24 protein-coding genes are annotated in these 23,245 nt (G+C 41.8%); 12 read left to right on the top strand and 12 right to left on the bottom strand.

Features of this window, described 5'->3' with window-relative positions:
- Positions 1-89 precede the first annotated feature (89 nt).
- From CCS90_RS06275 to CCS90_RS06245, 7 genes are all read right to left on the bottom strand, one after another.
- Positions 90-818 carry a thioredoxin fold domain-containing protein gene (locus tag CCS90_RS06275; RefSeq protein ID WP_099018618.1) on the bottom strand — a complete coding sequence of 243 codons (729 nt, stop codon included), beginning with the start codon at positions 816-818 and terminating at the stop codon, positions 90-92.
- 428 nt (positions 819-1,246) lie between these two features.
- Entirely contained in the window at positions 1,247-2,518 is a 1,272-nt protein-coding gene (locus CCS90_RS06270; RefSeq protein WP_162846830.1) for a tetratricopeptide repeat protein, read from the bottom strand.
- Between the two features lie 15 nt (positions 2,519-2,533).
- The gene (locus CCS90_RS06265; protein ID WP_099018616.1) at positions 2,534-3,166 is read right to left on the bottom strand and encodes an energy transducer TonB; all 633 of its coding nucleotides are present in this window, start codon (positions 3,164-3,166) and stop codon (positions 2,534-2,536) included.
- 3 nt (positions 3,167-3,169) lie between these two features.
- Positions 3,170-3,577 (bottom strand): ExbD/TolR family protein, encoded by a 408-nt coding sequence (locus CCS90_RS06260; protein WP_099018615.1) that lies wholly within the window; start codon positions 3,575-3,577, stop codon positions 3,170-3,172.
- Between the two features lie 54 nt (positions 3,578-3,631).
- Positions 3,632-4,156 (bottom strand): MotA/TolQ/ExbB proton channel family protein, encoded by a 525-nt coding sequence (locus CCS90_RS06255; RefSeq protein ID WP_099018614.1) that lies wholly within the window; start codon positions 4,154-4,156, stop codon positions 3,632-3,634.
- Between the two features lie 2 nt (positions 4,157-4,158).
- Complete coding sequence (locus CCS90_RS06250) at positions 4,159-5,517, bottom strand: MotA/TolQ/ExbB proton channel family protein (protein WP_099018613.1); 1,359 nt, start codon at positions 5,515-5,517, stop codon at positions 4,159-4,161.
- A 3-nt stretch (positions 5,518-5,520) separates the two neighbouring features.
- Positions 5,521-6,294 carry a DUF3450 domain-containing protein gene (locus CCS90_RS06245; protein WP_099018612.1) on the bottom strand — a complete coding sequence of 258 codons (774 nt, stop codon included), beginning with the start codon at positions 6,292-6,294 and terminating at the stop codon, positions 5,521-5,523.
- A gap of 233 nt (positions 6,295-6,527) precedes the next feature.
- On the opposite strand from CCS90_RS06245, the gene CCS90_RS06240 reads away from it, so the two are divergent.
- Complete coding sequence (locus CCS90_RS06240; protein ID WP_099018611.1) at positions 6,528-6,986, top strand: RDD family protein; 459 nt, start codon at positions 6,528-6,530, stop codon at positions 6,984-6,986.
- On the opposite strand, the gene lptG is transcribed toward CCS90_RS06240, so the two are convergent.
- Positions 6,951-8,030 (bottom strand): LPS export ABC transporter permease LptG, encoded by a 1,080-nt coding sequence (gene lptG, locus CCS90_RS06235; protein WP_099018610.1) that lies wholly within the window; start codon positions 8,028-8,030, stop codon positions 6,951-6,953. The two genes, CCS90_RS06240 and lptG, sit on opposite strands and share 36 nt — an antisense overlap.
- Positions 8,030-9,118 carry an LPS export ABC transporter permease LptF gene (gene lptF / locus CCS90_RS06230; protein ID WP_099018609.1) on the bottom strand — a complete coding sequence of 363 codons (1,089 nt, stop codon included), beginning with the start codon at positions 9,116-9,118 and terminating at the stop codon, positions 8,030-8,032. Before lptF ends, lptG begins: the two co-directional genes overlap by 1 nt.
- Positions 9,119-9,309: 191 nt before the next feature.
- On the opposite strand from lptF, the gene CCS90_RS06225 reads away from it, so the two are divergent.
- The 10 genes from CCS90_RS06225 (at position 9,310) to CCS90_RS06180 (ending at position 18,802) form a co-directional block, all read left to right on the top strand.
- Entirely contained in the window at positions 9,310-10,776 is a 1,467-nt protein-coding gene (locus CCS90_RS06225) for a leucyl aminopeptidase (RefSeq protein ID WP_099018608.1), read from the top strand.
- Positions 10,777-10,861: 85 nt separating this feature from the next.
- A complete protein-coding gene (locus CCS90_RS06220) occupies positions 10,862-13,645 on the top strand; it encodes a valine--tRNA ligase (RefSeq protein WP_099018607.1) in 2,784 nt (927 codons plus the stop codon).
- 146 nt (positions 13,646-13,791) lie between these two features.
- Positions 13,792-14,376: a peptidylprolyl isomerase gene (locus tag CCS90_RS06215; protein ID WP_099018606.1), complete on the top strand. Its 585-nt coding sequence runs from the start codon at positions 13,792-13,794 to the stop codon at positions 14,374-14,376.
- Complete coding sequence (locus CCS90_RS06210; RefSeq protein WP_099018605.1) at positions 14,376-14,684, top strand: STAS domain-containing protein; 309 nt, start codon at positions 14,376-14,378, stop codon at positions 14,682-14,684. Before CCS90_RS06215 ends, CCS90_RS06210 begins: the two co-directional genes overlap by 1 nt.
- Position 14,685: 1 nt before the next feature.
- Positions 14,686-15,477, top strand: a complete 792-nt coding sequence (locus CCS90_RS06205; RefSeq protein ID WP_246027022.1) for an MlaE family ABC transporter permease — start codon at positions 14,686-14,688, stop codon at positions 15,475-15,477.
- Positions 15,478-15,486: 9 nt separating this feature from the next.
- The gene (locus CCS90_RS06200) at positions 15,487-16,302 is read left to right on the top strand and encodes an ABC transporter ATP-binding protein (RefSeq protein WP_099018604.1); all 816 of its coding nucleotides are present in this window, start codon (positions 15,487-15,489) and stop codon (positions 16,300-16,302) included.
- The gene (locus CCS90_RS06195; protein ID WP_099018603.1) at positions 16,299-17,243 is read left to right on the top strand and encodes an MlaD family protein; all 945 of its coding nucleotides are present in this window, start codon (positions 16,299-16,301) and stop codon (positions 17,241-17,243) included. Before CCS90_RS06200 ends, CCS90_RS06195 begins: the two co-directional genes overlap by 4 nt.
- The gene (locus CCS90_RS06190; RefSeq protein ID WP_099018602.1) at positions 17,240-17,800 is read left to right on the top strand and encodes an ABC-type transport auxiliary lipoprotein family protein; all 561 of its coding nucleotides are present in this window, start codon (positions 17,240-17,242) and stop codon (positions 17,798-17,800) included. Before CCS90_RS06195 ends, CCS90_RS06190 begins: the two co-directional genes overlap by 4 nt.
- A gap of 1 nt (position 17,801) precedes the next feature.
- Positions 17,802-18,248, top strand: coding sequence for a hypothetical protein (locus tag CCS90_RS06185; RefSeq protein ID WP_099018601.1), 447 nt, complete (start codon positions 17,802-17,804; stop codon positions 18,246-18,248).
- Complete coding sequence (locus tag CCS90_RS06180; RefSeq protein WP_099018600.1) at positions 18,245-18,802, top strand: outer membrane beta-barrel protein; 558 nt, start codon at positions 18,245-18,247, stop codon at positions 18,800-18,802. The genes CCS90_RS06185 and CCS90_RS06180 overlap by 4 nt, the downstream gene beginning before the upstream one ends.
- 4 nt (positions 18,803-18,806) lie before the next feature.
- On the opposite strand, the gene CCS90_RS06175 is transcribed toward CCS90_RS06180, so the two are convergent.
- The 3 genes from CCS90_RS06175 to CCS90_RS06165 are packed head-to-tail and all read right to left on the bottom strand — an operon-like array spanning position 18,807 to position 21,185.
- Positions 18,807-19,499, bottom strand: coding sequence for a methyltransferase family protein (locus CCS90_RS06175; RefSeq protein ID WP_162846829.1), 693 nt, complete (start codon positions 19,497-19,499; stop codon positions 18,807-18,809).
- A gap of 34 nt (positions 19,500-19,533) precedes the next feature.
- The gene (locus tag CCS90_RS06170) at positions 19,534-20,643 is read right to left on the bottom strand and encodes an NADH:flavin oxidoreductase (RefSeq protein ID WP_099018598.1); all 1,110 of its coding nucleotides are present in this window, start codon (positions 20,641-20,643) and stop codon (positions 19,534-19,536) included.
- Positions 20,640-21,185 (bottom strand): NADPH-dependent FMN reductase, encoded by a 546-nt coding sequence (locus CCS90_RS06165; protein WP_099018597.1) that lies wholly within the window; start codon positions 21,183-21,185, stop codon positions 20,640-20,642. Before CCS90_RS06165 ends, CCS90_RS06170 begins: the two co-directional genes overlap by 4 nt.
- Before the next feature lie 270 nt (positions 21,186-21,455).
- Here CCS90_RS06165 and CCS90_RS06160 point away from each other — a divergent pair, with 270 nt between their 5' ends.
- Positions 21,456-23,207, top strand: a complete 1,752-nt coding sequence (locus tag CCS90_RS06160) for a peroxidase family protein (protein ID WP_099018596.1) — start codon at positions 21,456-21,458, stop codon at positions 23,205-23,207.
- Positions 23,208-23,245: the final 38 nt, after the last annotated feature.

Below are 23,245 nucleotides of genomic sequence, written 5' to 3'. Positions count from 1 at the left end.
CATGTGCGCTCAACTGGGATACAAAAAGCTTTGGTTTAAAAACAAAAAAAGCCGATTAAATAATCGGCTTTTTATGATCAGAACTTCATTTAATTGATCTTGATAGAATCAAGCCTTTGTTTTAATTGAAGTGGTGGTAAATAACCTGGCATCAACATACCATTTTCTAACACCAATGCTGGAGTCCCTGAAACACCTGCAGTAACTCCCGCTTTGTAGTGTTCCGCAATTGGATTGTCGCATTTTTTAGGATCAACCGGCTCACCGGCTTTAGCCAAAGTCATGGCTTGTTGTTGATCTGCTGCACACCAAACATTAACGGCTTTATCAAATGAACCTGATTGCAGGCCAGCACGAGGGAAGAACAGGTAAGAGATGCCGATACCTAATTCATTGTATTGAGCCATTTCAGCATGCAACTTACGACAATAGCCACAATCGATGTCAGTGAATACAGTCACGTGATATTCCATTTTCTCCGGTAGAAAATCAATTCGCTGAGAGGCACCAAAAGAAGACATCAAGTCTTTACGAATCACTGATTTTTTTTGATCTGTGATATCTACTTTATTTTCAATGTCAAAAATGGAACCATTGATGATGTATTTACCATCATCACTGATATAAAGGATTTCACTGCCTCTACCACCATCAACCAAAACTTCTTTGACACTGGCAATAGGTGTGGGATTCACTTCAAGGACTTTGATATTAGCTGAAGCAATTTTCTTCAATGCTGTTTCATACATGGCCTTTTCATCTGATGCATTTGCAAATTGAAAAAATGCCAATAACATAACTGCTGTTTTAAATTTCATGGGTTTTCCTTTGTAATTATATTGAATATAGCTATATATTTAATATTGGTTCTTAAAATTTACACCACATTCTATCCAACAAATAATAATTATCCATTGAAATTTGTGATAATTCCTGATTTCAACACCTTAACCACCCTTTTCGGGAAACTCATAACAACAATCTTTGAAGCATTATTGGCACGATAAAAACACAGCAAACACCAGTTATTTAGCTTGAGATCAATGTCTAAGAATTAAAATAGGCTTTGAATGGCTAATAGACCAATCACAGACCAAATGATTCAAAATATTATTAATATATGGAAAGGTGATTTTAACAACTAGGATTTGTTAACTGCCCTGGAATCACGATTGATCAACTGGAAAATCCTTTTCCCAGCTGCAAATTTGATTGATGTCTCAATCAACTCATCAATGTAATCAACTTAAGGCGAAGAAGTTTCTTGAGCCACTTCAGCTTTTTTCTCAAGTGTGGTCAAGTGAGAAAGCCATTGTTGTGCATTGTTTCTGGACTTTTCATACTTAATCGCATTTTGAAAAGCAGTTCTTGCCCTTGCATAATTTTTCAAACTGGCTTGACTCATCCCGAGCATCAACCATGCATTGCCTGTTTTGGTGTCATCTAAACCGCCTTTTTGCAAAGCATTGTTCAGAGAGTCTACAGCATTGTTCCATTCTTCTAAATCAAGATACAGATAAGAACGTGTTAGGTCCATATCACCATCAGATGCAAATGAACTGGCTTTTTCGTATGCCGCCAAAGCTTTTCTTAATTCTCTGGCCTCATACCAAACAGCACCCACTTGCTTCCAATGTTTAAAGTTTGATTCAACTTTTTTGTCATCCAAAGCTTTTTGTAAGGTCTCAGCTGCTTTATAGGGAACGTCATTGTATGAGTACAACTTAAATAACTGTAAATAATCGCTTTCTTTGTCAAAAAGATTTTTGCGATATGCCAATTCCCAAACTGCCAAAGACTGCTTATCTTCTTTTAATGTAAACAAAACTGAATGCAGTTGCATCCAATAGACTTTCTTATTTGGAGACAAGGAAATCAAAATTCGCAAAACATCAGCCATATCCGTGTATTCAGACAATTCTGAGTGAATGGCCAATAACAACTGATACCAAGTTTCCTTGGGCTTATCTGACAATTGAATCGCTTGTTTGATGGCATCCTTAGCTTCTCTGTATTGTTCCAACTGAACATGTGCATTGGCCTTAATCGCAAATGCTGAATCAGGAATCTCATCAACAATATTCATATAAGCTTGTAAGGACTTCAATCCACCGCGATGATCATCATTCAACATCAATAATTGAGCATGCTGCAACATCATTTGAAAATGAGTGGTGTTCGGCAATGAATCAAAATCAATGGCTTTTTTGAAGTTAGATGCTGCACCAGCATAGTTACCTGACAAAGAATCAATATGACCGAGTAATTGGTAAATAATACCTTGGACATATGCATCTCGTTCATTCAGTTTAGCCAACATGGCAGTTAATCCTGACTTGGCTTCAGCATATTTTTCATCCGCCAGCATTTCGCTGTAACGAGTGATCTTTTTACTCTGAGGCTCACTCATCAGTCCAACTTGACCAGCAGGTTTACGAACCGGATTGTCAGTTTTCAATGCACCCGCAGATAAAACGCCAGCGAATAAACACAACAATAAAACATTTATTATTTTCATCATAATTTCACTCCGTTAATCATCTGGCAAATCAAACTCAATCGTTTGAGTGGCAACTTGCTCAACACCAACACCATTGACAACCTTAGGCTTGAACTTAAATTTCAAAATCGCGCGTATGGCTTCCCGATCAAAAATTCTGCGAGGTTTTGCATCAACCACTTCAGGATTTGAAACCGTACCAGTTGCCGTAATGGTAAACTTAACTTTCACCCAACCTTCAATTTTTGCCATCAATGCTTTTCTTGGATATTGAGGGGCAATCCTAACAATAGGAATCACACCACCTTCTTCAGACATGTTGACTTGGCCAATAGCGCCTAAAAATGGACCGTTTCCACCAACACCCAAATCCAAATTAGGAATGTTTGGAGTAGGCATGTTGTTGACTACTTGTTGGTTTTGTTGCACATTCATTTTTGGCGGAGGTGGTGGCTCTTTTGGTGGAGGAGGCTTTTTCGGAATGCGTCTAGAACGCTCCCTGACCTCATCTTCCAACTTGACTTTGGTAAAATCAATGTTAGAGAGGGCACCATCATTCCCTGGGTTGTCAGCAGCTTGACTGACCATTGCATGCATCACCAAATACAACACCACAGTAATGACAGCAGCAATAAAACTAACAACTAAATAACGTGGCAAACTCATGATTTATGACCCCTGGCCTTTTTCTGCTGCTATAGAAATGCTTGTAACGCCAGCAGATTTAATCTGATCCATAACTTCCACCAAGTCACCTGTCCTTGAGCCGCGATCAGCAATAATGACTGCGCTGGCCTCTGGATTTTCTGCGTGCATTTTTTCAACCCTAGAACGAACCGCTCTTAAGTCAACTTCTTGCTTGTTAATCCAAATCATGCCGTCTTCTTTGATGGCTACCAAGATATTACCTTTCTTGACTTGTTTGGCTTGTGAACTTGAAGGTCTGGATATTTCGACACCAGTCTCTTTTACGAATGAAGTTGTTACGATGAAGAAAATCAACATAATAAATACCACATCCAGCATGGGTGTGATGTTGATTTCAGCTTCGTCTTCATGAAAATGTCTTTTTTTCATAACTATTTTCTCTCAATTAATAAATCTGACCCATTGAAATTCAAATGGTTCAAATTAATGTGATTGCATGCGGTCTTCTAACTTATCAGATTCCACCACGGCTTTGTGCTTGAAGTAGGTCGTAAAAAATACACCTGACAATGCTGCCACCATGCCTGCCATCGTAGGAATGGTTGCTTTAGAAACACCACCTGCCATGGCTCTGGCATTACTGGTTCCAGCAATGGCCATAATGTCAAACACTTGCAACATACCGTAAACGGTACCAAACAATCCAAACAATGGACTGATAGCCACCAGTGCTTCTAAAAAGCCTAAGCCAGAACGTAACTCAATAGAAGCCTCAGAAACTTTGGCCTCTTTGATGCGTTTTGCATACCACGTTGTCGTGTCATCCCTTGCATCCCACTCAGAAATAATTTTATTTCTCAACTTTGGATAAGTAATGAAGTAAAACCAAGAACGCTCAAGAATCATTAACCACATAACAAACAGCAACAACAAGATGGCCCAAAGCACTGGGCCACCCATGTCGATAAATGCCAAAATGTCATACCATCGCTCTCTGAGCCAATACATCTTTATTTCTCCGCCATCTTGGCAACAATACCAGCACTCTGCTCTTCAAGAACTTGAGTCTGTTTACGTGCCATAGATTGCAATAGAGAGTGAAGCACTGTTAATGGAATGGCGACAACCAGACCCAATACAGTGGTTACCAAGGCCATTGAAATACCGCCAGCCATTGTACTTGGATCACCAGTACCCATTAATGTAATCATTTGGAACGTTTGAATCATACCAACAACCGTACCCAAAAGACCCATCAAAGGTGCAATTACATACAAGACTTTAATGAATGACAAACCTGACTCCAAAGGACCGGTTTCACGCAAAATGGCTTCATCCATCTTCAACTCCATGGTCTCAATGTCTGAATCTGGGTTTTCAGTATAAACTGACATAATTCGGCCCAAAGCATTGTTTTGGTTAGGCTGTTTTTTCTTCAATTGAGCTTTCATTTTGCTGCCTGAAGCAAATAACATGAAGAATTTAATCAATGCAATGATTAAACCAAAGGCACCCAGACCGATAATCACGTAACCCACTGGGCCACCTTGTTTGACTTTATCTTGGATACTTGGCGTTTGTACAACCAATTGTAGAATGGTGCCGCGGGTATAATCGACTGGCACCTGAGCCAATTCGCCAGGGGCTGAATTAACAAAGCTTTTTGACATACCGGTAAACTGAGCAGAAGGCTGCTTTTGTAGTCTTTGTAACTCGCCTTTTCCAGCACCAGCATCAGCTGCTGATTTCCAAATCAAGAAATTACCGTCAGAATCAAATGCATTGAAAGTACCAATTCTGGTGACCTCTACATTGTTTTCAATTTCACCACGCTCATCACGGATGCTGGTAGTGAATCGAGAAATTTTACCTTCTTCAATGATTTCACGCTGGACTTCAACCCACAACTGTCTGAGCTCTTGGATGTTTGGAAGTTTAGACTGAGAGGCCAACTGGGTCAAAAACTCAATTCTGCCATCGATTTCAGCTGATGTCATTGATTCCTCAATGGCACTTCTTAAATCGCCAGAAAGAATCTTAACAGTACCAGCCATTTCGCCTAAGTTACCAGACCTTTCAGCCAGCGTAGTTTCTAAGTCCGCTAACATGACTTCATTGTCATCAAAAGCAGTTTTTAACTCTTCAGTTCTTCTTTCCAAAGCAGCCAATTGATTTCTGGCATTAGATAACAAAGTGCTTTGTTGATCTCTTTGACGCTTGAACTCAGCTTCACGCTGTTGATTGGCTTGTGAACTTTCTGTCGCTGCTTTACGTACAACATTCAGCAGTTCATCCAATGACATGTCTTGAGCTTGTACAGAAACTGTTAACAAGCCCAGAGCCAATAAAGTGATGATTTGTTTTTTCATTATTTATTCCCCTGAAACTTGAAACAAGATTGGCAAACCAACTAAGTTAGGCGCTGCTTGTTTAGCTGCAATTCTGATGCCTTCTTTAATTGATGAATTGTATTGATCGGGTAATTCCTCAAATCTTTTCGCTTGGGCATTCCACCAACCAGATTTTTTCTCATCCAATGTTTGGTACAACAAAGCCGTACGCCCAATTTGCAAGAAATTAACTTTTACACCACCATCAATATCGGCTTGGTAAGTCGAAACTGAACGACCATGATCAAGCTCAATTTGGTAAGCTTCAGTCACTTTTCTGTATTTCTCAGAAGTGGTTACATTTGAAGCATCCAACATATTTTCCAGTTGTGTCACTCGTTGAATTCTGTCATTCAATCTGAAAGGAATATCAGCTTCTATAATTTTCCTCAACATATCAACCATTTCAATGACCATAGGAACAATCGCACGATTGGTTGACTCCAACTCAGTCATTTGCTCATTGTATGAAACAATGGCTGCATTTTGATCATTCACGACAGCCTCTAACTGTTGGTTGTATACAGTTAAACTTTCGATTTCTGATAACACGGTTCTATATTGGACCAATAATTCTTCAGTTTGATCACTTAAACGATCAATACTGTTTTGTGAATTAGCCGCTGAACTATTGGTGTTAGACACCACTTGTACTGCTGTTTGTAACTGAGCAAAACTTGCTGCTGAAGTTACCAATAAAGACAAAATAACCAAACCTTTGATTAAACCACCTTTAGAAATTTGAGATATCAACATACCTTCCCTTCCATAATTATTAATTAAGAAAATGTGAGAACCGAGATGCCATCAGACCCGTAAGGCCCAATAAAAACATCAAAATTAAGTCCGCACTCGACTTAGTGGGGAACAAGAATAACTGCCTTTTTTGAAAAATTAAAGTAATAATTACATAAATTTATCTTTTTTTTTGTTACCAATCGTCAACTAATTTCTTTAAAATCCAACCACCTCAATGCTTTAGAGATCAAATGACAAATATCCACAAAAGTAAACTTTGGAAACACGTGGCCGCTTTAATCTACGACATTTTTCCTATTTTGGGAATTTTCTTGGTTACGTCACTCATTTTCGTTTTACTTCGGACTGGAAAAGAAGTCGAACCCGAAACACTTTGGTTTCAACTATTGTTGTTCTTTGAAGTCTATTTATATTTTACATACTCATGGAAAAAAGGTGGACAGACCATTGGCATGAAGGCTTGGAAGATTGGTATATTAAATCACCACAAACTGACATGGCAAGCAGTGACACTGAGGTTTATTACGGGCATCTTTTCCACCTTGTTGTTGGGAGCAGGCTTGTGGCTTAGAATTTCAAACAGTAAAAATTTAACTTGGATGGATATGGCATGTGGTCAACCTGTCATTGATTTGACGAAATCTACCGATGACTCAAGCCCTGAACCTGCCAGCAAGCCACAAAATTAAAAACACAAACAACAACAAGGCAGGTAACATGGCGACCCAAAATGGATGGACATGATAGACCTCTCCAAAATTCAGCAGGGTTTTATTCAATAAATAGACCACCACACCTATAACAATGCCCACCACCAGTCTTTGTGCAAATCCACCTGACCTGACTTGACCAAACAACATAATCACACCACACAATGCAGTGGCAAATACCAGCAATGGGAATGAGAGTTTTGACCACCATGCTATATGGTAAGCAGATTGCAGGGCCCCAGTGCTGGCATTGAAATTTTGAAACTTGTTAATGTCTCTGATACTGAGGTACTTAGGCCTGGTTGTACTGATGTTTAAAATTTCAGGCTGTATTCGCGAGTCCCAGCTTTGTTCAGCATGTTGATTGGTACTTACTCCATCGTCAGTAAAAGTTGAAACCTTCAAGTCTTTAAGAGTCCACTGTTGATTTTCAAACACCGCACTCTTGGCCTCAGAAACCTGTTTCAATTTTTTATTTTCCAATTCGAACACAGTAACTTCATGCAACTCATAAACACCTTTTTGTTCTTGTTCAGTCATGCGGTTGGTACGGAATATCACATCGCCGTCGCGCAACCATATGGCATGTGCTGCGGAGGTGGCCTTTCCCTTAGAGACTTGTTCATTGCGGAATTGTTGTGCCATTTGATCACCGGTCGATGCTATGTATTCACCCATCAGCACAACCAGCACCAACCAAAAGCCAACACTGAATAGCACTGTCACAGCAATCCTAAGCTTACTGACGCCCGATGCCAGCATTACCACCAGCTCGGACCCGTTGGCCAAAGCGCCCAAACTCACTACCACAGCCACCACCACGCTGACTGGAAACATTTCATAAATCTTACTGGGAATGGTTAACATCACAAAGAAGAATACATCGCCTAAGGTGTACACACTGTTGATGTCATTCAACTCTTTGATCAAATTGAACAACACATCAATTGATAACAACAAAAAAACAGCGACCATTAAACCAAATGACAACGTTTTAAAAATGTATTTGCTTAATATAGACATTAGGTCGAAAGCACCTGTGGCGTTTGCTCATATTTGGGACCATCTAACTTCCGAATGCGTAATAGGGCATAGGTGGCGATGATCACATAAACCCACCACAAACCTAACACATTGGGAATTTCGCCTTGTTCCAACAATGAATGACCGATGGTTAATAAATTAATCATCACCACATAGGCCATTATGCCAACGACCAAATTAATGAACTTGGCTTCTCGATGTGAAGTTTTGGCTAATGACATCGCCAATAAAAACAAGGCCAAAACGGAAAAAGCAGGAGACAAGCGCCAATGCAACTGCGCCTTTTCTACTTGATCTGTTGATTGTATCAACTCCCAAGTGGGTTTCGAACTTTCATCCAACTGAGCTATTTGTTGATCCAAATCAGGCAGCTTAATGTCATTACGATCAAACTGCATCATTTGGTACGCATTGGTCCCTGGTTTACCTTCATTGCGGAATCCATTGAACAACGCAATGTACTTTTGATTTTTTTCTTCGAATTGATAGCCGTATTCAGCAGTCACGGTGTCAATGCGATCGGGATGATAAATATTGGCAAAAACATTTTCAACTCGTTTGCTTTCAGGATCAATTTTCTCGACAAAGATCACCCCTTCATTGGAAAAAAACTTTTGGAACTTCCCTTCGGTTAAGCCCATCAAAGAAATCTTTTCATTGGCTTGTGTGGTCAACTCTTTTGACAGCTTCGCAGCATGAGGAGAAACCACCAATGAAATAAACAACATCAAAACAAAAACCACAACCACCAATGGTGCCATGGCCCTGACAATGTCCTTGGTTGACCAACCAAAGGCATGTAACATGATCGCTTCTTGGTTGCGATACAGCTGACTCAATGATGTCAACAAACCCAAATAAAACGAAAGCGGAATCAAGATGGCCAATACATCAACCGATCGCAAACTGAGTTCAATAAACAACAACTCAGGCGGCAACACACCCCGCGCGATGGCCCTGAGCGTCGAGGTGAATAAAGTACCAACCATCAACAAAAACAACAACATCAATACAACCAAAGTGGTCTTGATGGCTTGTTTTCTGAGGTAATTGGATAATATATTCATTCAGTTTAGTATGGGTTATTGGGCCTGCATTTTAACAGATGAAATGAACTAAGTTGTTCAGTATATTTAACAACTCAATCAATCAGTCCATGAATGCCACTGTTTTTCCCAACACTAATTCATTTATCACTGGTTAATAGCCATCAGGTTGATTAAAATGCCCAGTTCGTTCAATTTCGGAGTTCCCACCCATGAAAATAAAAGCAACCTCACAAGCAGTGAATGAGTCACAAGCCGATCAAATTATCATTGGTCATTTTGCAGACCAAAAAGACAATGCACTGATCAAACAACTGGACTCTGACGTACAACAACAATTTCAATCACGTGTTGACCATGAAGATTTCACAGGAAAATCTGGCCAAATGCTGAACCTCTACAATGAAAAAGGTCAAGTAATAACACTTGTAGGCTTGGGCGAGTGTGACAAATTAACCGCCACAGCATTGTATGAAGCCACTCACAATGTCATTCAAGCTGCCGCCAAAACCAGGACCCAATCCATCAGCAACCATTTGTCAGTTGTTGAAACCAAAAACTTTGACTCACAATTGGCGGTAAAATTGGTTACCTTGGCATCCTCACATGCCGAATACCGCTACGAAGACACCAAATCTTTCAAAAAAGACAACAAGCATAAAATCAAATCTTTAGAAGTGGCTACCCAAGAGTCACAATTAGACGCATTCAATCAGGCCAAAGCCATGGCATCAGGTGTTGCTGCTGCACGCCACCTGGGCAACAATCCGCCCAATATTTGTAATCCAAAATATATTGCCAGCTATGCCACCAAGATTGCCGAAAAAAACAAAAATTGTGAAATCACGGTTTTAAACCACAAACAAATGAAAAAAATGGGCATGGGTGCATTGATGGCAGTAGGCCAAGGCAGTGCCAATAAGCCTAAAATGGTGGTGTTAAAATACAATGGCGCAGACAAAGACCAAGCGCCCATCGCCTTGGTTGGTAAAGGCATTACATTTGACACCGGTGGTATTTCATTGAAACCAGGTCCTAACATGGATGAAATGAAGTACGACATGTGCGGCGCAGCGACAGTCATTGGTGGTTTTGTTGCCGCTGTTGAACTTGGGCTTCCCATCAACCTACTGACATTTGTACCTGCAGTGGAAAACATGCCTGATGGCAAAGCATACCGACCAGGTGATGTCATCACTTCATACTCGGGCAAAACCATTGAAGTGCTTAACACCGACGCAGAAGGTCGCATGATTTTGTGTGACACCCTGACTTATGCCCAAGAGTTCAAGCCCTCAGTGATTCTTGATTTTGCCACTTTAACCGGCGCATGTGTGGTTGCTTTGGGTCACCAAGCCTCGGCAGTGATGACCAAGACAGATGGTTTATTTGATGAATTAAAAACAGCTGGCCTACAATCACACGATCGAGTTTGGGAATTACCGTTGTGGGATGAATACCAAAAGCAAATTGACACCTCTTTTGCTGACATGCAAAACATTGGCGGCTTCCCAGCTGGAACAATCACAGCTGGTTGTTTCTTATCGCGTTTTACCGAAGGCCAAAAATGGGCACATGTTGACATCGCAGGAACTGCTTGGAACAATAAAAAAGAAGGTGCCACCGGCCGCCCAGTTGCCATGTTGGTACAATATTTAATCAACGAAAGTCAAAAATAAAGCAACACAGACAAGTCATTGCTGCATTGTCAGGAGTGACTTGATTTTTGAATAACCACACAGTCTTGAATTACAAACAGCAACCATGATAGAAAAATACGACCCAACCCAAATTGAAACCAAATGGTACCAAAACTGGGAAAAGAACGGATACTTTAAAGCTGGGGCCACCGGCAATACGGACAGTGATGAAACTTATTGCATCATGATTCCACCACCCAATGTTACTGGCACCCTGCATATGGGTCATGCATTTCAAGACACCATTATGGACACCTTAATCCGATACCACCGCATGCAAGGGAAGAACACCTTGTGGCAGCCAGGTACTGATCATGCTGGCATTGCCACCCAAATGGTGGTTGAACGACAATTGAATGCACAAGGCAGCTCTCGAGTAGAATTGGGACGTGAAGCCTTTGTGGACCAAGTGTGGCAATGGAAAGAGCAATCTGGCAACACCATTACCAATCAATTGCGTCGCATGGGTGCATCACCAGACTGGTCGAGACAGCGATTCACCATGGATGATGGCATGTCGGCAGCCGTGATGAAGGTATTTGTTGACTTACATGAAGAAGGATTGATTTATCGTGGCCAACGCCTGGTGAATTGGGACCCCACCCTCAACACCGCTTTGAGTGATTTAGAAGTTGAGTCGGTTGAAGAAAATGGCTTTATGTGGCATTTCAATTACCCAGTGGCAGACGACAATGGCGACGCCTCAGACGTGTTTTTAACCATTGCCACCACTCGGCCTGAAACCCTGTTAGGCGATACTGCCGTTGCAGTTAACCCTGATGATGATCGGTTCAAACATTTAATTGGCCAACAAGTGTTGTTGCCGATTTGTAATCGCCTGATACCCATTGTTGGCGATCAACATGCGGATCCAGAAAAAGGCACTGGATGTGTCAAAATCACTCCAGCCCATGACTTTAATGATTATCAGGTGGGCCAACGCCATGACCTGCCTTTATTGAACGTACTGAACTTCGATGCCACCATCAATAAAAACGCACCTGAAGCCTACCAAGGACTTCCACGATACGATGCCCGCAAAGCTGTGGTGGCCGAGATGGATCGTTTGGGTTTATTGGTTGAAACCAAACCCCATACTTTGATGGTGCCACGCGGTGACCGCTCTGGGGATGTGATTGAACCCATGCTAACCAACCAATGGTATGTTGATGCCAAGACTTTGGCCAAACCAGCCATCGAAGCCGTGGACAATGGTGACATCAAATTTGTTCCTGACAACTGGAAGAACACCTATTACGCATGGATGAATGACATTCAAGACTGGTGTATTTCTCGGCAATTGTGGTGGGGTCACCGCATTCCTGCATGGTATGACGAACAAGACAATATATACGTCGGTATGGATGAAGCCGATGCTCGCGCCCGCCACAATTTAACTGATGAGGTGAAATTACGCCAAGACAATGATGTTTTGGATACATGGTTCTCCTCGGCCTTGTGGCCTTTTGCTACACTGGATTGGCCAGAAAATTCAAAAGAACTACAAACTTATTACCCCACCAATGTCTTGGTTACCGGTTTCGACATCATCTTTTTCTGGGTCGCCAGAATGATCATGATGGGAATGAAGTTCATGGATAACATTCCCTTTAAAGAAGTTTATATCCATGGCTTGGTACGCGATTCAAATGGCCAAAAAATGTCAAAATCAAAAGGCAATGTGTTGGATCCAATCGATTTGATAGATGGCATCAGTTTAGAAGCCTTGTTACAAAAGAGAACCCAAGGTTTGATGCAAGACCAACCGAAAAAAATTGAGCAGATTAAACAAGCCACCATGGCCGAATTCCCTGAAGGAATTAAGCCTTATGGTTGCGATGCCATGCGATTCACCTTCGCCTCTTTAGCCAGTACCGGTCGAGACATCAACTTTGACATGGGTCGAGTTGAAGGGTATCGAAATTTTTGTAACAAAATCTTCAACGCCTCGCGCTTTGTGTTCATGAATACAGAAGACCATGTCGCAGGTGAATTCAATCTTGAAAATGCCTCAACCGTTGAAAAGTGGATTGTTTCCAGACTGCAAAATTGCATCATTGAATACCGCAGACACATGGACAGATATCGCTTAGACCTGGCCAGCCAAGCCATTTATGATTTCTTCTGGAATGAATACTGTGATTGGTTTTTAGAGCTTTCAAAACCCTTGTTAAAAACCGAACAAAAAGCCCAGGTGCAAGGCACTTTATTGTATGTTTTGGATCAGGCATTGAGGCTGTTACACCCAATCATGCCATACGTAACAGAGGAAATATGGCAAGAAGTAAAAGCCAAGTTTCAGCTTAAGCCAGATTCAATCATGATCAGTTCTTTTCCAATCGTCAATAAGTCATTGATTGATGACCAAGCAGAAGCTGAAATCAAATGGATCAAAACATTGACTCTGGCCGTCAGACAAATTCGTGGTGAAATGAATATTCCGCCATCAAAGAAATTGACTGTACTGTTGTCTCAAGCCAGTGAACAAGATCAAAGCTTCATGCAATCAAACCTGCCACTGCTGAAAACCATGGCCCGTTTAGAAGCTTTGTCATTGATTCAAAATGACCAAGAAGAACCACCAGCTGCAACGGCATTAATGGGTGAAATGAAAATCTTAATACCCTTGGCTGGGTTGATTGATAAAACAGAAGAAAGTAAACGAATCAATAAACAAATTGATAAAATCAACCAGGAAATCAAACGTGCTGAAGGCAAGTTGAATAACGAAAAATTTGTCAATAAAGCGCCCGATCATTTGGTTGCGGCTGAAAAAGCAAAATTAGAAAGCAACCAAGTGGCTTTACAAGAATTGAATGAACAACTGGAAAAACTAGACAAACTGTGAAACCAAAGCGGTCATAAGTCATTTGACCGCTTTTGATATTGATTTCATAAATAAGGTTCTTTTCAGCACATATAATTCACCCGTAGCTATATCAAAATCTTATCGCCTTGGGTAGAATAATTGCAAGCGTCAATAAATAACATCAAATGAAAATCAAATCATTCACAATTCTTTGTTTGGTCACACAACTGTGTTTATCAGCTTGTCCTGAAGAAACAGTATTTCCAAACTCCACATTTCCTGAGTTAACAATCACCACCAGCTTGGGTGAAGTGGTCATTGAATTAGACAGAAACCGGGCACCCAAAACCGTTAACCATTTTCTACACCATGTAGCATCCAAAACATACGATAACAATCTGGTTCACCGGGTGGTCAAAGACTATGTGGTCCAAACAGGTGCCTTTCTCAGTGAGTTAACTGAAATAAACGCTTGTGGCAAGGTGATCAATGAGTCTGGCAATGGATTGCTGAACAAACGAGGCACCATTGCCATGGCCAGGTACGATGACCCACATTCTGCCAGCAGCAGCTACTATTTTAATGTAGCGGATAACACCAACCTAAACCCCAATGAAAAATCATGGGGTTATACTGTTTTTGGTCACGTGGTTTCCGGCATGGAGGTGATTGATAAAATGGCCCAAACAAAAACCAGTTACAATAAAGAATTGGACGCACAAGATGTGCCGGTCAATCCCATACTAATTATTTCAGTGAGGTTAAATTAATGACTGAAGATTTCATTCACTTCGATAAAAACGATGAGCTGTGTATTATTTATGTATCAGGCGAGGTCGATTTATCTAATTCTGCAGAAGTCAGAAAAACCATATTGAGTGCATTGAAAACAACGCCTGAAGTTGTGGTTAATTTAGCCCATGTTGAATACATAGACTCTTCTGGCATTGCAGCCATGGTCGAGGGCCTACAATTTGCTAACAGCCATGGAAAAACCTTTGGCCTGAGCAAACCCAGTAAACAAGTACGATCCATTCTGGAACTGGCTCGCTTGGACCAGGTGTTCCGCATTGATTAATGTGCTGATTAAAAAAGTAGAAAGCATTGGCATTTCTACATTCCAAGCCGTTGAACGCTTGGGGTTTGCCATGCGATTATTTTGGGACAGCTTCTATTGGCTGATTATTGGTCGCAGGTACAAACAAAAAGTGCGATTGCGACAAGTGGTCGAGCAGATCAGGGTTAATGGGTTTGATGCCCTGCCCATCGTTATGGCTTTGTGTTTTGTGGTTGGGATGATGCTTTCAATTCAATTACTGTATGCACTGTCAGACTTTGGTGCAGAATCTCAAGTACTACTTGCCATTGCTAAATCTGTGACCCGTGAGTTTTCACCCTTAATCACCGGCGTGATTGTGGCAGGCCGATCTGGGGCAGCAATTGCAGCAAGGATTGGATCACAAGTGGTGTCACAAGAAATCGATGCACTCAAAGTCATTGGTATAGTGCCAGTGCGGTATTTGGTGTTACCTCCCTTGTTGGGCTTGATGGTATCGATGCCGCTGTTGGTCATCTGCGCTGATTTTATGGCCATTTTTGGTGGCGCAATTTTCAGCGCACATGAATTAAACATGAGTATCAATGCCTATATGCTTGAATCATTCAATGTACTCATTGTGGGTGATGTGTTACAAGGCTTGATAAAAAGCGTGGTCTTTGGAATCATCATTGTATTGGTTGGAGCCACCACAGGATTTTATGTGACTGGTGGTGCCGAAGGTGTTGGTAAAGCCACCACCAGTGCTGTGGTTATTTCAATTTCATTCATTGTTCTGGCTGACATGATAGCCAGTTATTTTCTAACCCAATAATCAACTGATATGGAAACAAACAACAACGAAACCGTCATAGAAGTTAAAGATTTGGTTACCCATTATGGGCAACGAAAAATTCTTGACGGCGTTGATTTGGATGTTAAAAAAGGTGAGATTCGAGTCATTATGGGTGGCAGTGGCTCAGGCAAATCCACCCTGCTTTGGCATATTTTGGGTTTGTACCAACCCACCGAAGGACAGATTAAATTACTGGGCAAAGACATTCACCGCATCAGTTTCAATGAACAGCTACAATTGAAACAGGACATTGGCGTTTCATTCCAAAGTGGCGCCCTATTTTCTTCAATGACTGTTGGCGAGAATGTGGCATTACCACTCAGAGAATTCACTGAGTTGGATGAGAACACCATTCGAATCATTTCTCGAATGAAGCTGGAGGTGGTTAACCTTGGTGGGTTTCACAAATTGATGCCCTCTCAATTATCTGGTGGCATGGTCAAACGAGCGGCCCTGGCACGTTCGATTGTGATGGACCCTAAACTATTGTTTTTTGACGAGCCCTCAGCCGGTCTAGATCCAGTGGTTGCTTCTGAAATTGATGATTTGATTCTGTCTTTACGAGACACCATGGGCATGAGCATGGTGGTTGTGACCCATGAATTAGACAGTGCTTTCAAAATTGCCGATAAAATCACGGTTTTAGACAATGGTAAAAACCTCATCACAGGAACCGTTGAAGAAATCAAAAAATCAGAAAACAAAAGAGTCATGGATTTATTACAACGCCGCTCAAGACATGATAAATTAAATCCAAAAGATTACCTGAAAAGGCTTACACAGGAAAACTATACACTAACATGAAAAGACACATCAGCAATTATTTCTGGGTTGGGTTGTTCACTTTGACAATCTCCATACTCACCCTTTGGTTGTTAATTAAAATGACAGGGAAGGAATCCGACGCCGTTGAATACAACAGCTATTATCACAACGTCACGGGCTTAGGTTATGGTACCCCAGTTTTTTTTGAAGGGTATCGCATTGGACAAATCGAATCCATCAAACCAGAGTTCAAACAAACCAAATTAGATTTCAAAGTGACATACTCGGTACTCAAAGAGTGGAAAATCCCCACCGACTCAAAAGCTCAAATCAATTCAGCGGGCCTGTTGGCCGATATGTCAATCAACATCAAAGGTGGAGAGGCCAAAGACTTTTTCTCTGAAAATGACACCATCCCAGGCTTACCACCGGCAGATCTATTTGCCCAATTGGGTGGGGTGTCCGACAACATCACTGACATCACTGAAGAAAAAATCAAACCCATGCTAGACATGTTGTATGACAGGCTGGACAGCATCACATTACAGATTGACAACGGCTTGCCTGAAATCATGAACAACATCAACAACTCAACAGCACAATTAGACCAATTAATGAATTCGGCCAATCAAGTATTGAGTGATGAAAACACCAAAAACCTGGAAGCTTTTGTGGCTAATTTGGCCAAGTTAAGCAACCAAATGCAACTATCGGTCAAGGCGTTGGATGACGGGCTTGAAAACATCAATGGCTTGGTCACTGATGCAAGGGGACTGATCTCCTCGGATGATTCAGACATGGCTCAACTGCTAAAAACCGCATCCAAGAGCATGCTGTCTTTGTCCAATAAACTGGATTCAATTTCCAATGAAATCGAAAGCGCATCAATGAATTTAAATGAAGCCACCAATTTAATCCGAAAAAACCCTTCTTCTTTGATATTTTCTTCAAATCCAGAAATAGCGGATGACGACCTATGAAAAGTAACCTCAAAGTAAGCCTGTTGATTCTGCTCATAATTAGCGTATATGCCTGCTCAAGCAAGCAATCACAAACCAAAAAGTATTTCAGGATAACGTCAAATATCACCACCAATACGGAACTGCGAAAACCAAATACATTGGTGGTAAAAAAACCGACCGCTTTAAGTATTTTGGGAGGTCGTCCCATGGTTGCTACCAAAGACGATCAATCATTGATTCAACTGAATAACAATTATTGGCTGGAATCACCCAAGGTGCTGTTACATTACATCATTAAAAACTGGGCAGGTGAGCATTGGGAATCAGTCAGCATTCAAACCCCACATCGACAAGACCATCAAGTTTTATACACTCGGATTTTGGCCTTTGAAAAAAATCAAAATAGTACCAATGTCGCTTTAGAGTTTTCACTGTATGACCAAGAAAACGCATTGATTTTTAATCAAAATTACGAACACGCTGAACCAATAGATGGTGAAGGATACAGGGCATTTGCCAAGGCCGTAGGTCGTTCAGTTGATTCCATACTTAACCAACTTGCATCAGACCTTTGATATGTTCAGTAATCAATTGATAGAAGAGTTGGGATTACTCAAGCTCGTTGTTAAAAATAACCAGCATGAAGTTAGCCAACAAACCATTGATGTGGTGGTTGAAGTTGAAACCGGTTCTGCAGAAAAAGCAAGCCACACTGATAAAGTTGAACTGGAAACACACCATGAACCCATTCATGAAAAACTTGATAAAAATGAGTTTCGATTGTTGGTGAACATGTTGAAAGCCATAGAACATGACTGTCAATATGATTTCATTGAATACGATGGTCAGTCAGTCAAATACAAACTACCCTCAATGACCTTGGTGTTTGCTGACATCAACCAAGCTGATGACCACAGCACCATGAATCTGAGCAGTTTAAAAGACATCCTGTCCCAACCTGAACTTAAAAGACCGGTCTGGGAAAAACTCAAAACATTGAAAGCTGAACCAGACCATTCATGAAAACCCTGTCAGCGGTCTTGATGCTAACCACTATGGCCACCCTGGCATTTTGCCAGGAAGATGAGCACATTTATGATGGCGTTGATTATCGTTGGTACTGGAACAGCAACCTAGGCATAGTGGTTCCTGATGACGACATTCGATTGAACGAAGCCAACGTAATAGACCTCAGAGTAGGCAAACATTTCAATGAGAATTGGGGCATGGAATTTGAGGTGATGCGGGATGAATATGATTTTGACATCGACTTTGACCTCAAACATTATTCCGCGGCATTCAACGTCATGTATACCAACCACGACCCCTTATGGAAGCCTTACTTTTTGGCTGGCGTCGGTGGTATCTACGCTGATTCCAGGTTTCCAGAAACTCAAGACACCGACTTAATTGTGAATTTTGCCGTTGGCGGTTCTTGGTATTTTACGGGTAATGGCGTCAGGATAAGGGCTGAAGCGCGCTTGCGCTTGGACACCAACAATTCAGACCTGCCTGGGCAGGATGGTTTTGGTGATGGTCAATTCACCATTGGTATTTTGGTGCCAATTGGCGATTAATGCTTTATAAAAATGGCAACAGCCAACCACTCCTTTGCCGATAACTTTTCCATTCTGGGTAACGAGCAAGGCTGCGTTCTTTGGCCATCATATTGGGTAAAAACACCAACAGCCAAACCGACAATAAGATAACAGCGGCTGCCCAATGCCAAGCCATTAATCCAAAAGCAGCATAAATCATGATTTCTCCCAAATAATTAGGGTGCCTGATGTATTTATGGATGCCGTCATCAATCAAGCCATTATGGAATTTTAAAGTGTAGTGTTTTTGTGCATCTGCCGCAATCATGATCACACAGCCTAAAAGGCACAAAGCAATACAACCAGCAAACCAGATGTTATCTGCCAATGGATAATCCGGGGTTTGTGGCTGACTGATCAACAACCAGGCAATCACCCAATACCATAACAACACACCAAAAAAAGCCACTAAACCGCCAACAATGGTGACTTTTTTCTGCCAACCCTTGTCAGGAAAATTAAAGTCTTTTATCAACCAAACGAAACCATAACTGCCATGTAAAGCCAGGTAGATATAGGCTGCCACACTGGTGTTTTGGTAAAACCACATCAACCAGGCCACAAAGAAAAAGGTCCCTGCTTTTTGAAAGTTAATGACCCAAGACAACTTCCAGGGTTTGGGTCCTCCTAAAAAGTCAGAAGTCAAATAGTCAGCCAGCCGTTTTAATCGAGTCATCATGTAATCATTCTAGCGGTACATACAAGTGGCTTCAATACAAGTTTTTCAATGATTCAGCAGTATAAGGCTTCATTTCAGTATATTGACCCGCCTTCAACTTGTGCACCCAAGCAGGATCTTGTAGCAAACACCTGCCAACCGCAACCAAGTCATATTCATTGGCGATCAGTGACTTTTCAATCAACTCAAATTGTTCAGTCGAAACTTCTGATTGTGCGCTCATGCCTTTTTTGTCTTCATCAACAAAGCCACCAGCCAAGCCAACACTGCCCACGGTAATACAGGGTTTGCCAGTGAGTTTTTTCGTCCAACCAGCCAAATTCAAATCAGAACCGGTAAATTCAGGCTCCCAAAATCGTCGTGTAGAGCAGTGAAACATATCAACACCTGCTGCCACCAAAGGATCCAAAAATGCTTTCAAGTCTTCAGGAGTCTCTGCCAACTTCAAAGCATAATTTTGTAATTTCCATTGTGAAAATCGCAGCACTATGGGGAATTCTGGTCCAACGGCTTGGCGCATTTGGCTGATCATCTCTGTGGCAAACCGTGTTCTTTGCGCTAAATTGCCTCCATATTCATCGTTTCTAAGATTGGTCTTTTCCCAAAAGAATTGATCCAATAAATAACCATGAGCACCATGTATTTCAACACCATCAAATCCCAGCTTCTGTGCTTGAACAGCTGCCTCAATAAAGGCCGCTATGACCTCGTCGATGTCATCCTGTGTCATAGCAACGCCATTCGGTTTATTCGGTGACAACAAGCCAGATGGACTGAAAGCGGGCACACTTTCATCGGGTTGCAAACAATCTTTTCGAACACCACCGACATGCCAAAGTTGCGGCATGATTTTTCCACCTGCTTCATGCACGGCATCAACCACTTTTCTCCAACCAGCTAGCGCCTCATCACCAAAAAAGAAAGGGACATCAGGGTAACCATTGGCGGCCTTATGCCCAACACAAGTTCCTTCGGTAACGATCAAACCGACCCCGTTGGCCGCACGCCTTTGATAATACGCTACATTCTGTTGATTGGGTACATGACCTGGTGAAAAGCTTCGAGTCATTGGTGCCAAAACAATGCGATTTTTCAACTGCAACGCTCCATATTCAAATGGTTCAAAAATGGCTTGATTCATTTTTTTAATTGATCCGCTAGCTTAATCAGTGACGTGAGGGCTTTACCAATAAATGCTATGGTCCCCTCATCGGTTAAATCACCTGAATCATCGAATTTTCCACCAGCTTGGGCGATCATCACTTCGGGTTTATTGACCACAAAAGCATTCAGAAAAACTAAAATTTGCCGCAAATGGTATTGACTGCGGGCTGTGCCCATACCTGGACTGGCACCCATGATTGAAACTGCTTTACCATTGAATGCTTGATTTTCGACTCGTGAAAACCAGTCTAGGGCATTTTTTAACACCCCAGTCACCGAATAATTATATTCTGGTGATGCCAATACAATCGCATCGGCTTGGGCCAAATGTTCATGAGCTTGTTGAACATTTACTGGTAAACCTTGGTCATTGATGTCTTGGTCATACAGTGGAAAACCACCAATATCAACGACTGTGAATTCTATCCCTTTTTCCTTCAAATGAGCTGCCACTGTTCGCAAAATGCCTGCATGGGTTGAATTTTTTCTGAGGCTTCCGGATATTCCGACTATTTTCATGATAACTCCTTTGACTAAAACTGAATTATAGACAATTCATGTGAATTTATTGCCAAAATATGACAGCCATTTATATTTGCTTCTGAACATTTGATGCCTCAATCATTACGGTTTCGTTAATCCAATCAGACTTAACTGACATTTAACTTTGTTTGCTCACTTACTCCTTATTTCATCCACAATTCCCTTCTAAATTGAAAGGGTGAAAACACAAAGCAGATTCAAAACATAAAGTTTTCACTTACTTTCACTATACACAGGAGTCTTTATATGACATTAATTAAAATGGCTTGTTACCTTTCTATTTTTACCAGCAGTCACAACGTCTTGGCACAAAACCCACCACAAAATGGAGATGGGCAAAACGACGGAGGACTGAGTGGCAATTCCAATGGTAATGGCCCGATTCAACAAACGCAGAATAGCATTTCACCGGCTCGACGCATTATTCGAGGACCCAAGCCGCCACAAAACAATCCACCAAGCAGCGAACGATACCGATCAATCGACGGCAGTGGAAATCACCATGTTATTGATGACATGGGCCAAGCCCACACCCAACTAATCAGATTGGTTGACAACGATTACACCGATGGCATTTCCCAGTTGTCTGGCACATTACGAGCCAACGCACGAACAATCAGCAACGCCATCAGCGCTCAAGCAGAACTCATGCCTAACAACCGAAACGCCACAGATTTCGTATGGCAATGGGGTCAATTTTTAGATCATGACATTGATTTAACAGATGGCGTCGATCCCGCTGAGCCCATTGACATTCAAATCCCCACAGGCGATGCCTATTTCGATCCATCAAGTTCTGGTCATGCAATCATGTCGGTAAATCGATCCATTTATGACCCTGCATCCGGCACAGATATCAGCAACCCTCGTCAACAAATCAATGAAATATCAGCTTGGATTGATGCATCCAACGTATATGGCTCTGACTCGGCACGCGCCAATGAATTGCGAACCCTCGATGGGTCAGGTCAATTAAAAACCTCTGCAGGCGGCTTCCTGCCATTCAATGTCAATGGCTTTCCCAATGCCGGTGGTGACAGTGAAGCCCTATTCTTGGCTGGTGATGTCCGCGTCAATGAACAAATTGGTTTAACCACTTTACATACTTTGTTTATGCGTGAACACAACTGGCAGGCCAGAAGAATTAAAAACCAAAGTCCCAATCTATCAGGAGATCAAGTGTATGAAGAAGCCAGAGCCATAGTCGGCGCTGAAATGCAAGCCATTACCTATTTCGAATACTTACCTGCCCTGCTGGGTCGCAATGCTTTACCACCCTATCGTGGCTATGACGACCGGGTGCATGCAGGCATTTCCAACCTATTTTCAGGCGCAGTGTTTCGATATGGTCACAGCGCCTTGAGTCCACAATTGTTAAGACTTAATGCCAATGGGAAATCCATAGAACAAGGCAGCTTACCGTTACGCAATGCCTTCTTCTCGCCTTATCGATTGGCCACTGAAGGTGGTATTGAGCCTTTGCTTCGTGGTTTAGCGACCCAAGTTTGTCAGTCGGTCGATAATTTTATTATTGATGATGTACGGAATTTTCTATTTGGCGCTCCAGGTGCCGGTGGATTCGACCTGGCTTCAATCAATATCCAGCGAGGCAGAGACCATGGCTTACCTAGCTACAATGAAGTTCGAGCCGCATATGGCTTACCCCTTAAAAAGTCCTTTGCTGAAATCACCTCCGATGTCGATAAACAAAATGCCCTGGCCAGCGTTTATCCATCAGTAGATGATATAGATTTGTGGGTTGGTGGACTATCAGAAAACATTGAGCCTGGTGCACTGGTCGGCCAATTAATCAGAACGGTCTTGATTGAACAGTTCTCCGCATTGAGAGATGGAGACAGGTTTTATTTTGAAAATCAAATGACTCGTCAACAAGTTGATCAAATCCGCAGGACACGATTGTCCGACATCATTAGGCGCAATACTGACATTGGCTTCGAAATTCAAGACAACGTTTTCTTTGCCGTTCAAGCACTGTAATTTTACTCAAAATAAAAAAAACCAACCACATGATCAAC

The sequence above is a fragment of the Marinicella litoralis genome, assembly GCF_002591915.1.
Lineage (GTDB): Bacteria > Pseudomonadota > Gammaproteobacteria > Xanthomonadales > Marinicellaceae > Marinicella > Marinicella litoralis.
The sequence above is the reverse complement of the archived record's forward strand: the minus strand, read 5'-3'. Positions and strand labels throughout refer to the sequence as shown.

Coding starts and splice junctions, on each gene's coding strand:
- lptF (WP_099018609.1), bottom strand. CDS start 9,118: ATGAATATATTATCCAATTACCTCAGAAAACAAGCCATCAAGACCACT.
- CCS90_RS06270 (WP_162846830.1), bottom strand. CDS start 2,518: ATGAAAATAATAAATGTTTTATTGTTGTGTTTATTCGCTGGCGTTTTA.
- CCS90_RS06245 (WP_099018612.1), bottom strand. CDS start 6,294: ATGTTGATATCTCAAATTTCTAAAGGTGGTTTAATCAAAGGTTTGGTT.
- CCS90_RS06175 (WP_162846829.1), bottom strand. CDS start 19,499: ATGACTCGATTAAAACGGCTGGCTGACTATTTGACTTCTGACTTTTTA.
- CCS90_RS06215 (WP_099018606.1), top strand. CDS start 13,792: ATGAAAATCAAATCATTCACAATTCTTTGTTTGGTCACACAACTGTGT.
- CCS90_RS06170 (WP_099018598.1), bottom strand. CDS start 20,643: ATGAATCAAGCCATTTTTGAACCATTTGAATATGGAGCGTTGCAGTTG.
- CCS90_RS06160 (WP_099018596.1), top strand. CDS start 21,456: ATGACATTAATTAAAATGGCTTGTTACCTTTCTATTTTTACCAGCAGT.
- CCS90_RS06185 (WP_099018601.1), top strand. CDS start 17,802: ATGTTCAGTAATCAATTGATAGAAGAGTTGGGATTACTCAAGCTCGTT.
- CCS90_RS06255 (WP_099018614.1), bottom strand. CDS start 4,156: ATGTATTGGCTCAGAGAGCGATGGTATGACATTTTGGCATTTATCGAC.
- CCS90_RS06240 (WP_099018611.1), top strand. CDS start 6,528: ATGACAAATATCCACAAAAGTAAACTTTGGAAACACGTGGCCGCTTTA.
- CCS90_RS06225 (WP_099018608.1), top strand. CDS start 9,310: ATGAAAATAAAAGCAACCTCACAAGCAGTGAATGAGTCACAAGCCGAT.
- CCS90_RS06190 (WP_099018602.1), top strand. CDS start 17,240: ATGAAAAGTAACCTCAAAGTAAGCCTGTTGATTCTGCTCATAATTAGC.
- CCS90_RS06275 (WP_099018618.1), bottom strand. CDS start 818: ATGAAATTTAAAACAGCAGTTATGTTATTGGCATTTTTTCAATTTGCA.
- CCS90_RS06200 (WP_099018604.1), top strand. CDS start 15,487: ATGGAAACAAACAACAACGAAACCGTCATAGAAGTTAAAGATTTGGTT.
- CCS90_RS06180 (WP_099018600.1), top strand. CDS start 18,245: ATGAAAACCCTGTCAGCGGTCTTGATGCTAACCACTATGGCCACCCTG.
- CCS90_RS06210 (WP_099018605.1), top strand. CDS start 14,376: ATGACTGAAGATTTCATTCACTTCGATAAAAACGATGAGCTGTGTATT.
- CCS90_RS06260 (WP_099018615.1), bottom strand. CDS start 3,577: ATGAAAAAAAGACATTTTCATGAAGACGAAGCTGAAATCAACATCACA.
- CCS90_RS06195 (WP_099018603.1), top strand. CDS start 16,299: ATGAAAAGACACATCAGCAATTATTTCTGGGTTGGGTTGTTCACTTTG.
- CCS90_RS06250 (WP_099018613.1), bottom strand. CDS start 5,517: ATGAAAAAACAAATCATCACTTTATTGGCTCTGGGCTTGTTAACAGTT.
- CCS90_RS06220 (WP_099018607.1), top strand. CDS start 10,862: ATGATAGAAAAATACGACCCAACCCAAATTGAAACCAAATGGTACCAA.
- lptG (WP_099018610.1), bottom strand. CDS start 8,030: ATGTCTATATTAAGCAAATACATTTTTAAAACGTTGTCATTTGGTTTA.
- CCS90_RS06265 (WP_099018616.1), bottom strand. CDS start 3,166: ATGAGTTTGCCACGTTATTTAGTTGTTAGTTTTATTGCTGCTGTCATT.
- CCS90_RS06165 (WP_099018597.1), bottom strand. CDS start 21,185: ATGAAAATAGTCGGAATATCCGGAAGCCTCAGAAAAAATTCAACCCAT.